Genomic DNA, 10013 nt, shown 5'->3' with positions numbered 1-10013 from the left:
CGCGTCACCTTGCCGGGAACAGGGAAGGCGGATTGAAACGATCGCCGGGGCTAAGGTTTAGAGTGGTCCTGGAACAACAAAAAGCCCCGGTGGATTTCTCCAGCGGGGCTTAATTGGATGCGGGGGCTCGCCTTGACCGACATTATAGAAAGCTTAAAACTTTGATCTAACTGGATATTTTCTACACGCCTTCTTCCCTGATGGTAAGCCACGTCGGATTTGGGGCCGGGGAACGAACCCACTGCGCGGGAAATGTGCCTGTTGATGGGTTGATACTCCACCCGTTGGGTTGAGCGTGTGGATTCGTGATCGTTCCGATCTTCGGGTTTGCCAATACGAGCGTGTCGTTTGCCGGTGTAACGCCCTCTGTGCTGATGGAGCCTTTGTCATTGGGGATCGCGGGCGGCCTTGTCATCGGAAAGCTCGTCGGCGTATTCGGCGCTGTATTTCTTTTGGTCCGGGCGGGTTGGGCCACCCTGCCAGCGGCTGCCAGTTGGGCGCAGGTCTTCGGGGTCGCCCTGCTCTGCGGTATCGGCTTCACCATGAGCCTGTTCATCGGCCTGCTGGCCTTTGACGACCCGGCCCTGCAGGATCGCGTGAAGTTCGGCATCCTGGCCGGTTCACTGATCGCGGGCCTTGCAGGCTATCTTGTTCTGCGCTTCTCACATCGGCGGTCGGTTGCACCCTCCGTCACCTGACAGCATCCGGTCTTAAGTCGGCCATTTCGATTATGAGCGGCATCGGTCGGCGAAACGCTGCCCGATGCTGTCTCTACCACTCCACAAAATTTCCTCTGGTGGTGTGAACCGACATTGCCTCCCGGCGCACCTTATTGTCGTAGGCAACAGGGACCATGGCGATGGCCGTCGGCGAAAACAGAATATTGGATGAATTCCTGGTGATCGCTGCCCAAGGTGGCGATGCCGGGGCGTTCAACCTTCTCGCCCATCGCTGGCAACGAAAGCTGATTGCCCATGCTTGGCGTATGACCGGGAACATGGAGCAGGCGCACGACGCGGCACAGACCGGATGGCTGGAAATCGCTACTGGCTTGCGCCGGTTGACCGATGAAAGGGCCTTTCCGGCCTGGGCGTACCGCATCGTGTCGCGGGCCTGTACGCGGCAGATTGCGGGGGCCATTCGGCGCCGGCACCTGTCCGAGCAACTGGCTTGTGAGGAATTGGTGGAAATGCAGGGGGCGCCGGTTGACCCGGATCTCTATCTGGATGCGGCTCGTGTCATGAATCTGATCCAGCGCCTGCCGCCCGACCAGCACAGCGCCATCGCCCTGTTCTACCTCGAAGAGATGAGCGTCGCTGAAGTGGCGGTGGCGCTCGACATTCCCGTTGGAACCGTCAAGACCCGGTTGCTGCATGCCCGGCGTCGGCTTCGCACTTTTTTGGAGGAGAAAGACCATGCGTGATGTTGATCATGTCATCGAACAGGCACTGAGCGCCGAGGAGCGCGAGATTCTGCGCCGGATGGGGGAAGGGCCTGGATATTTCAAACAAGTCGGCGGCCTGTTCACTGGCCCTGTTGGTTGGGTGAATGCCGTCCTGATGGGTGTGCAGGCTGTGCTTTTTGCAGGTGGCGTCTGGCTCGCCTGGTTGTTCTTCGGGGCGACTGACCCTCTCTCCGCCATCCAACTAGGACTTCCTGCTGCTGTGTTGCTGCTGATGTCACTGATCATAAAGCTGTCGATGGGACCGGCCCTGCACACCAACCGCCTGATGCGGGAACTGAAGCGTATCGAGCTTCAGATCGCGAGCATCCGGCCGCAGGTTTGAGGGGCGTCAGGGATTACTGACCGCTATGGCCCGGCACGGTCGCACGGTGATGCATGCTCCTGGCCGGCATCCTCCTTCGGCCGATCCAGCACCATGGCAGCGGCAGGGGTGGTACGGGGGAGTATCTGATACGGCGATTGCTGTTCCGCCGGAACAGGGGCGGTTAGGCGGGTCCGCTGCATCGCGAAGGCCAGGGTTGCGGCGGCAACCAGCGCGATCATGGCGAAAAGCCCGGCGGGTCCCACGGCGGCCATAGTCACAGCCCCACTTAGCGGTCCCAGGATGGCCCCGCCGGAATAGACCATGACCAAGCCGCCCGAGGCGCCCACGCGTGCATCGTCGCTGAGACGGTCATTGGCATGGGCAACGAACAGCGGGTAGAGTGCGAAAGCCACGCCGCCGAACAGGGCCACTGCCGGCAACAGCAAGACAGACAGCACCAATGCTGCCAGGATCAACAGGAGTGACAGCACCAGGGCGGCCCCCAACGCGCCGATGATCACCCGGCGGCGGTCGAACCGGTCGGACAACAGGCCCAGCGGCCATTGCAGCACCACCCCGCCCAGGATGGCGATGCTCATGAACCGGGATGTCTGTGACAGGTCCATGCCGATGCCGGCGGTAAACAGCCCGCCCAGGGCGTAGAAGGCCCCCAGCATGACCCCCGTCGCCAGCGCACCGGCCACACCAAGCGGCGAGGCCGCATAGAGCGCCCGCAATCCAATGGCCCCGCCCTGCGGCAAGGGCGGCGGCGGCATGCGGGTAAGGGCAATGGGCAGCACCGCCAGCGAGATCAGGATGGAACCGGCCGCCAGCGGCAGCAGCGCGTCTGGTGCGGCCAGTGTCAGCAGGGGTTGTCCTGCGGACTGCCCGATATAGAGAGCGATCATGTAGAGGGCCAGAACGCCGCCCCGCCCCGTGGCGGGGGCGCGGTCATTCAGCCAGCTTTCCAGGCAGACAAAAATGCCGGCCATGCACAGCCCGTCCAGCAGCCGCAGGCCCGCCCAGAACAGCGGATACCCATAAAGCGCATAAGCCAGCAAGGAGGCGGAAAACAGGGAGACAAAGACCGTGAAGGCGCGGATATGTCCCACGCGCCCGATCACCCGGAAGGCCAGCAGTGAGCCCAGCCCCAGCCCGATGAAATAGGCGGTACCCATCCAGCCGATGGTGATGGGCGCCGCCCCCGCCTGTTGCAGACGCAGAGCGATCAGCGTGGCCACAAAGCCGCTGCCGGCCATGGCCAGAAAGATGGCGGCCAGCAGCGACCGGACGGGGCGCCAGCCGGTCATCGGGTGATGGGTGCCGTCATGGTACCGCCCCGCGACGATGAGGAGAGGGCATAGCCGCATGCCAGCCCGACCAGCATGCCGGGCATCCCCTCATATATGTCATTGTGCCAGCCCAGCAGCCGCCAGCCCAAGGCCACCGCCACGCCGGCCACCATCATGGTGATGGCCGCACCCTCTGGCACCCGCCGGCCAAGCGCCAACAGGATCAGCAAGGGTCCGAACGCCACCGCCAGGGTCGACCAGGACAGGATAACCAGACTGAACACGCTTTGGGTGTCGGCCAGCGCGATCAGCAGGGCGAAGCCCGTCACCCCGGCCGTGGCCAGTTTCAAGGCCCAGGGTGCCTCCAGCCGGTTGGGTACCAGATCATGGGTGATCGCGGCGGAGCATGCCAGGACCAGACTGTCGGCAGTGGACATGGTGGCGGCGAAGATGCCGGCCAGCACCACACCCACCAGCACCGGCGGCAGCAGTTCCAGCGCCATGGTCGGCAGCGCCATTTCCGGGTCGAGAGCCGCCAGCCCCGGCAGATAGAGCCGCGAAAGCAGGCCGACACCGGTGGCCAGCAGGTAGAAAAGGGTGAAGAAGGAATAATACCAGACGCGGGCCCGGACCATGCCCTCCGGCCTGTCCAGGGCCATGAACCGCACCATGACATGCGGTTGACCGATGACGCTGACGCCCGCGAACATCCAGCCGATGATGAACAGGATCAGGCCGGACAGGCCGGGCAACAGCAGGTCGGGCGGGGTCAGGGACAGGAACCCGTCGATGGCCCCCATCTGGGCGATGCTGTCCGTCCAGCCGCCCCTGCCATCCACCGCGACCAGGAACAGCAGGCCCATGGCCAGCAGCATGACGCTGCTTTGCGCGGCGTCGGTCCAGATGCTGGCGCGGATACCGCCGGCCAGGCAATAGGCCAGGATCATGGCCGCGACGATCCAGGCGCCCAGGGTCGGCGACCAGTCCAGGACCCCGTGCAGGGCCTTGCCGCCCGCCGCGATCTGTGCCGCCGCGTAGGCGCCCAGGAAGATGACCGTGATGATGGCGGCCAGTCGCCGCCAGACAAGCATGTCGCCCCCCTGCCATCCGGCCAGCACGGACCCGAAAGAGGCCTCGCCGGTGCGGGCCGTTGCCTCACGCAGGCGGCCATGGATGAACAGGGACGCCAGCAGGTCGCCGGCGATCCAGCCCAGCATCAACCACACGGATGACAGGCCCACCGTGTAGGTATAGCCAATGACGCCGATGAACATGTAACCGGAATTGTTCGTCGCCACCGCCGACAACCCGACCAGCCAGGGCGCCACGCTGTTGCTGGCCAGATAATAATCCCGTTTTGTCCGGCGCGACCGGGCCACGGACAGGAGCCCGATACCCAGAAAAATCAACAGGAAGGCCACGAAACTGGCGGTGATCATCAAAAGCCCCCTCAAAGGTCAGGCGGCGGCAAGCGCTGCCGGACGGATGGCGTCGGTCCCGATCAGCCGATCATGCAGTGCCCGCACGGCGCGGTCGAAGTCCGGCCGAGCCACGACGAACTGAACATCGACATTGCGGATCTGGTGCTGAATGCCCATCACCGGCACGCCGGCCCCGGCCAGGGCGCCCAACGCATCGGCCAGCAGGCCGGGACGGTTCAGGTCACTGCCGATGATGGCAACGATGGAAATGGCATGGGTGGCCAGACCGGCGGTGGGGAACCGGGTCTCCAGTTCGTCGACCACCTTCTGAACGGCGGCGCCGTCGGCGCGCAGATAATGGGTGATGGTATTGGCATTGCTGGATTTGGCGATGATCCAGGCACGGTGGCGGGTCAGTGCCTCCAGGATGCCCGCGTCATAGCCTTTCTCCCCCACCATGTCCTGTTCGAAGAATTCAAGCGCCGTACCGTTGCGCAGGCCCGTGACGATCTCCACCCTTGGGCAATCGGAGCGATAATCGCCGCAGATCAGGGTACCGTCGTCGGTCGGATCGAAGGTGTTCTTCACCCGCAACCGGATGCCGGCCTGACGCAATCCACGGCCCGCGCGGGGATGGATAGCCTCCATCCCCAGATTGGCCAGCTGGTCGGCGACGTCATAGTTGGTACGGCCGATCTTGCGGGCATTGCCGGTGCCCACCAGTTTGGGGTCGGCGCTGGACAGGTGGAATTCCTTATGGATTATGGCCTCCGCGGCACCGGTCAGCACGGCGATCCGCGAGAAGGTCATCTCTGAATAGCCCCGGTCATAGCGGGCCACCATGCCGCCCTGACATTGGGCATAGCCGGTGATGATGGGCAGCGTTCCCGACAGGTCGAGGCCATCCAGGGCGGCTTTGATGCGGCTGTCCAGATCCGGGCGGGCCGTATCGCGCCAGCCGGTCAGGTCAACCATCCGCACCTTCACGCCATGATCAAGCAGCAGCAGGGCGGTGTTATGGGCGCTGTGGGCCTCGCCCAGCCCGGCCAGCATCTCCCGCGCGGCGGCCAACGGCTCGGCCAGCCGGAAATGCCCGTGCGAGCGCAGCCGGTGCAGGTCGTCCAGACATTGGCGCACACCCTCTATCCGTTCGGCAACGAACGCATCCGCCATGCGCCGGCTGTCGCTGCCTTCGGCAAATATCGCGGCATTGCGCGCCACCATGGCGGCAGCCACAAGGTCCAGGGCGCTTGCCCATTCATGGCCATCGGCATCCCCAATGAATGCCGCATAGACACCGGGTTCACCCGATTTCTTATGTTCCAGCAACAGGTCGGTGATGCCGGCATAGGCGGAGACGACAAAGGCGCGGCCATAGAGCGCCGATCCCTTGCGACCACCGATCAGCACATTGTTCAGCACGGTCTGTGTGGCGGCGATGGAGGTGCCGCCGATCTTTTCAATCGTGTGAACGGACATCAGGCGGCACTCCGCGTCAACGGGCCGGCCATGGGGCGCAGGGCGCTGATATCCCGCCTTGCGGCAATGAATTCCGGTCGGGGTGTGGCGGGGCCGAACGGTTCTTGCAGCCGGTTGGACAGGGCATTGTAGACAAGGAAGGCGTTGGCGCGGGGCATCGGCGTGATATTGCCGTTCGACCCATGCATGATATTGCAGTCGAAGATGATCACGGTGCCCGGCTCGCCCGTAGGCGCCACGATGCCATGGCGGTTGACCATCTCGGCCAGGCTGTCCTCGTCCGGCACGCCATATTCCTGCTTCTTCAGCGAGTATTTATAGTGGTTCTCCGGGGTTTCCCCCACGCAGGTCAGGAATTCCCGGTGCGATCCGGGGATCAGCATCAGCGGCCCGTTATGGGGCGTGTTGCGGGCCAGCAGCACCGACATGGACAGGGCCCGCATGCGGGGCATTCCATCCTCCACATGCCAGGTTTCGAAATCGGAGTGCCAGTAGAATTCCCGGCCCTGGAAGCCGGGTTTGTAGTTCAGGCGCGACTGGTGGATATAGACCTCGTCCGCCAGCAGGAAACGCGCCACTTCCGACAATCGCGCATCGGCGGCCAGCCAGGCCATCATGGCGTTCTGACGGTGGATTTCGAAGATCGAGCGTACCCCGGTGCCACCGGGTTCGGTGATGATGGTTTCCGGCTTCAGCCCCTGCGGATGGCCCAGCAGGCTCGCCGTCTCGGCGCGCAGCGTGTCGATCTCATCGGCGGTGAACAGATTTTCCAGGACGAGATAGCCGTTTTCCTCAAAGAAATTGGCCTGCGCCTGGGAAAGCGGGGCGTCGGGACGCCAAGGACCGTGCAAAACCGGTTCAAGGCGGGGCAGCAGCCGTGGCACGTTCGCACAGCGGGAAGGATAGTGATCGGTCATGAGATGGCCTCGCGGCAGGTTCCAGGGCATTGAGGACGGCGCATGGTCATCAGGCCGCCCGATCCGCCGGATAGGCGCCCGTCTCGTCATGCACTTCGCGGCCGGTCACGGGCGGATTGAACACGCAGGCCATGACCATTTGCGTGCGCCCCCGCAGGATGTGCCGGTCGTTCAGGTTCAGCGCATACATCGTGCCGGGCCGGATATCGTGAACCTGACCCGTGGCCAGATCCTCGATGCTGCCCTCGCCGCTGATGCAATAGACCGATTCCTGATGGTTCTTGTAATGCATGGGCAACTCGGCCCCCGCATGGATGGTCGTGATATGGAAGGAGAAGCCCATGCCGTCATCCTTCAACAGCAGGCGGGCACTCTCCCAGCCGGGGGCCGCGACATTGCGGTCGGACGCGCGGGCGTCCGTCAGGGTGCGAACGATCATGTTGATATTCCTTGATTGTTATTCGGCGGCGGCGCTGTAGCGGGGCGTCACGGCCAATGCGACGCACTGTTCCAGGATGCGCAGGCCCTGGGACAATTCCGCCTCGGTGATGGTCAGGGGCGCCAGCACCTTCACCACCTCATCATGGGCACCGCTTGTTTCGATGATGACGCCACGGGCAAAGGCGGCGGCTGTGATGCGCTCGGCGATCTCACCCGAACCGACATCGATGCCCAGCATCATGCCCCGGCCTTTGACGCGCATCTGGTCGCCATAGGGGGCGGCAATCTCGTGCAGGCGGCGGTTCAACTGGTCGGCCCGCTGGCGCACAGTCCGCTCGAAGGTACCATCGCGCCAGAAATGGCGCAGGGCGGCGGTAGCGGTGACGAAGGCATGGCAATTGCCCCGGAAGGTGCCGTTATGTTCGCCGGGGCGCCACTGGTCCAGTTCCGGCCGCAGCAGGGCCAGCGCAAAGGGCAGACCCATGCCGGACAGCGACTTGGCCAGGGTGACGATGTCGGGCGTGATCCCCGCTTCTTCAAAGCTGAAAAAGCCGCCCGTGCGGCCACATCCGGCCTGGATATCGTCCAGGATCAGCAGGGCGCCATGACGCCTGGCGATGTCGGCGATCTTGCGCAGCCAGTCAGTGGAGGCGACGTTCAGGCCGCCTTCGCCCTGCACCGCTTCCACCAGGATGGCGGCGGGCTGATCCAATCCGCTGGACGGGTCGGACAGTCGCTGGTCCAGCAGGTCGGCCGTGTCGATATCGGGGCCGTAATAGCCGTCGAACGGTTCGTGACTGACATGGTTCAGCGGTACGCCGGCCCCGTCGCGCTTGCCGGCATTGCCGGTGCAGGCCAGTGAACCCAGGGTCATGCCATGGAAGCCGTTGGTAAAGGCGATGATATGCTGACGCCCCGTGACCTTGCGCGCCAGCTTCAAGGCCGCTTCCACCGCATTGGTGCCGGTGGGGCCGGTGAACATCGCACGGTAGGACAGGCCGCGCGGTGCCAGGATGGTTTGCTCCAGTTCCATCAGGAACGCCTGCTTGGCGGATGTGTGCAGGTCCAGGCTGTGGGCAACGCCGTCGGCGGCGATATAATCCAGCAGGGCCTGCTTGAGGATCGGGTGGTTATGGCCGTAATTCAGGCTGGAGCAGCCCGACAGCAGGTCGAGATAGCGCCCGCCCTGCATATCTTCCATCCACACGCCCTCGGCCCGGTTGAACAGACGTGGCATGGCGCGGGAATAGCTTCGGACCTGTGATTCCAGGCGTTCGAAGGTGGTGACATCGGGCGCGGTGGCCGTCGGTGTCGGCATCATTGTGGTTGTTCCCATATGTTGGCGGGCGGAAAAGCCCGATCAGGCGATCAGGCGGCGGCGCGCTCAGTGGGCAGCGGGCCGATGGTGACCAGATGCTCACTCTCGTGCTCGTCGGCGAAGTGGCGATGGCGATCAAAATGCGCGTCGTGGCGCAATGGGGCACCCTGGCTGTCGGCAAAGCCCTGGAACAGTGCCCAACTGGCCCGGTTGGAGGGGGTGATGGTGGTGGCGATGGCGGTGACATCGCCCAGGCCGGGGCGGGCCAGCAGGGCCGTCAGCAGGCGCCGGCCCAGCCCCTGGCCGCGCGCGGCGGGATCGACCGCGACCTGCCAGACGAACAGGGTGCGGGGATCGGCAGGCAGACGGTAGCCGGAAATCCAGCCGACAACCCGCCCCGCCCCCTCGGCCAGGATGCAGCAATCGGCGAAATGGCTTGCCTGCAGGAGATTGCAGTAGAGCGAGTTGACGTCCAGCGGCGGGCAGGCCGCAATCAACCGATGGATGGCGGCGCCATCGGCCGCCTGGGGTTTGCGTAGGGAGAAAGCCACATGCCCGTGGGGAAGGCCTGTGGCGGCGGGTTGGTGGGCTGGCAGAGCCATTCTTCACCCCCTTTGATATTTTATCTTTCGAATCAATTTAGCAAGTCCATTGGACTTGCTAAGGCTGAGAATTGCCCAATCTTGATGGAAACCGCCAAGGAGTCAACCATATTGCGCGCTTTGCATGCAAATTCAGATATGCCTTGGGCGATATGACTGGCAAAATTACTTCATATATTAAAATATATTCACCCTTGCCGGTCCGCATCGCCCTCGGTAAAGCAAGCGTATTCCTACGGAATGCGAAGTGATCGATTAGCATGATTGAACCCCGTACAGAGGCGGCCCTGCGGGCCATCCGTCGCATCATGCGCGCAGCCGATCAGGCGGAGCGGCAGTTGGTGACGGCCACCGGTCTGACACCGTCACAATTGCTGCTGCTGCAGGAAGTGGCAAGGCGGGGGCAGGCTACGCCCAGCACTCTGGCATCAGCCGTGCAGTTCAGCCAGGCCACGGTCACCAATCTGGTTGACCGGCTGGAGGCACTGGATCTCGTCGAACGGCGGCGCGGCGACCAGGACCGGCGGCAGATCTGGGTGGTGATCACGGCCAAGGGACAAGAAATCCTGGCCAAGGCGCCGGACATGCTCCAGGACCTGTTTTCCGGCCGTTTCCAGCAATTGCCGGATTGGGAGCAAGCCATGGTCGTCGCCATGCTGGAGCGGCTGAGCGCTTTGCTGGACGCCGAAAAGATCGATGCTGCCCCCCTGATCGATACAGGAGGGCCGATTGACCGGCTGCCATAATGAGCTTGGCAATCAGTCTTCGTCACCC

11 protein-coding genes are annotated in these 10013 nt (G+C 63.7%); 4 read left to right on the top strand and 7 right to left on the bottom strand.

From position 1 onward, the window contains the following. Positions 1-305: 305 nt before the first annotated feature. From ACODSP_RS26375 to ACODSP_RS26365, 3 genes are all read left to right on the top strand, one after another. Positions 306-698: a Na+/H+ antiporter NhaA gene (locus ACODSP_RS26375; protein WP_488968494.1), complete on the top strand. Its 393-nt coding sequence runs from the start codon at positions 306-308 to the stop codon at positions 696-698. A 155-nt stretch (positions 699-853) separates the two neighbouring features. Then, the gene (locus ACODSP_RS26370) at positions 854-1423 is read left to right on the top strand and encodes an RNA polymerase sigma factor (protein ID WP_488968493.1); all 570 of its coding nucleotides are present in this window, start codon (positions 854-856) and stop codon (positions 1421-1423) included. Beyond that, a complete protein-coding gene (locus ACODSP_RS26365) occupies positions 1416-1787 on the top strand; it encodes a DUF6768 family protein (RefSeq protein WP_488968492.1) in 372 nt (123 codons plus the stop codon). The genes ACODSP_RS26370 and ACODSP_RS26365 overlap by 8 nt, the downstream gene beginning before the upstream one ends. A gap of 23 nt (positions 1788-1810) precedes the next feature. Here ACODSP_RS26365 and ACODSP_RS26360 read toward each other — a convergent pair whose 3' ends face one another. The 7 genes from ACODSP_RS26360 to ectA are packed head-to-tail and all read right to left on the bottom strand — an operon-like array spanning position 1811 to position 9239. After that, positions 1811-3079, bottom strand: a complete 1269-nt coding sequence (locus ACODSP_RS26360; RefSeq protein WP_488968491.1) for an MFS transporter — start codon at positions 3077-3079, stop codon at positions 1811-1813. Beyond that, complete coding sequence (locus ACODSP_RS26355) at positions 3076-4500, bottom strand: sodium/proline symporter (protein ID WP_488968490.1); 1425 nt, start codon at positions 4498-4500, stop codon at positions 3076-3078. The genes ACODSP_RS26360 and ACODSP_RS26355 overlap by 4 nt, the downstream gene beginning before the upstream one ends. A gap of 18 nt (positions 4501-4518) precedes the next feature. Beyond that, complete coding sequence (locus ACODSP_RS26350; protein ID WP_488968489.1) at positions 4519-5961, bottom strand: aspartate kinase; 1443 nt, start codon at positions 5959-5961, stop codon at positions 4519-4521. After that, a complete protein-coding gene (gene thpD, locus ACODSP_RS26345) occupies positions 5961-6878 on the bottom strand; it encodes an ectoine hydroxylase (protein ID WP_488968488.1) in 918 nt (305 codons plus the stop codon). Before thpD ends, ACODSP_RS26350 begins: the two co-directional genes overlap by 1 nt. Before the next feature lie 49 nt (positions 6879-6927). Then, complete coding sequence (locus ACODSP_RS26340) at positions 6928-7317, bottom strand: ectoine synthase (RefSeq protein ID WP_488968487.1); 390 nt, start codon at positions 7315-7317, stop codon at positions 6928-6930. Between the two features lie 18 nt (positions 7318-7335). After that, positions 7336-8640, bottom strand: coding sequence for a diaminobutyrate--2-oxoglutarate transaminase (gene ectB / locus ACODSP_RS26335; RefSeq protein WP_488968486.1), 1305 nt, complete (start codon positions 8638-8640; stop codon positions 7336-7338). A gap of 47 nt (positions 8641-8687) precedes the next feature. Beyond that, positions 8688-9239: a diaminobutyrate acetyltransferase gene (gene ectA / locus ACODSP_RS26330; RefSeq protein ID WP_488968485.1), complete on the bottom strand. Its 552-nt coding sequence runs from the start codon at positions 9237-9239 to the stop codon at positions 8688-8690. 260 nt (positions 9240-9499) lie between these two features. Here ectA and ACODSP_RS26325 point away from each other — a divergent pair, with 260 nt between their 5' ends. Then, the gene (locus tag ACODSP_RS26325; protein ID WP_488968484.1) at positions 9500-9985 is read left to right on the top strand and encodes a MarR family winged helix-turn-helix transcriptional regulator; all 486 of its coding nucleotides are present in this window, start codon (positions 9500-9502) and stop codon (positions 9983-9985) included. Positions 9986-10013: the final 28 nt, after the last annotated feature.

The organism is Niveispirillum sp. FG156, assembly GCF_057809555.1.
This window is presented reverse-complemented; position numbering and strand designations above follow the sequence as displayed.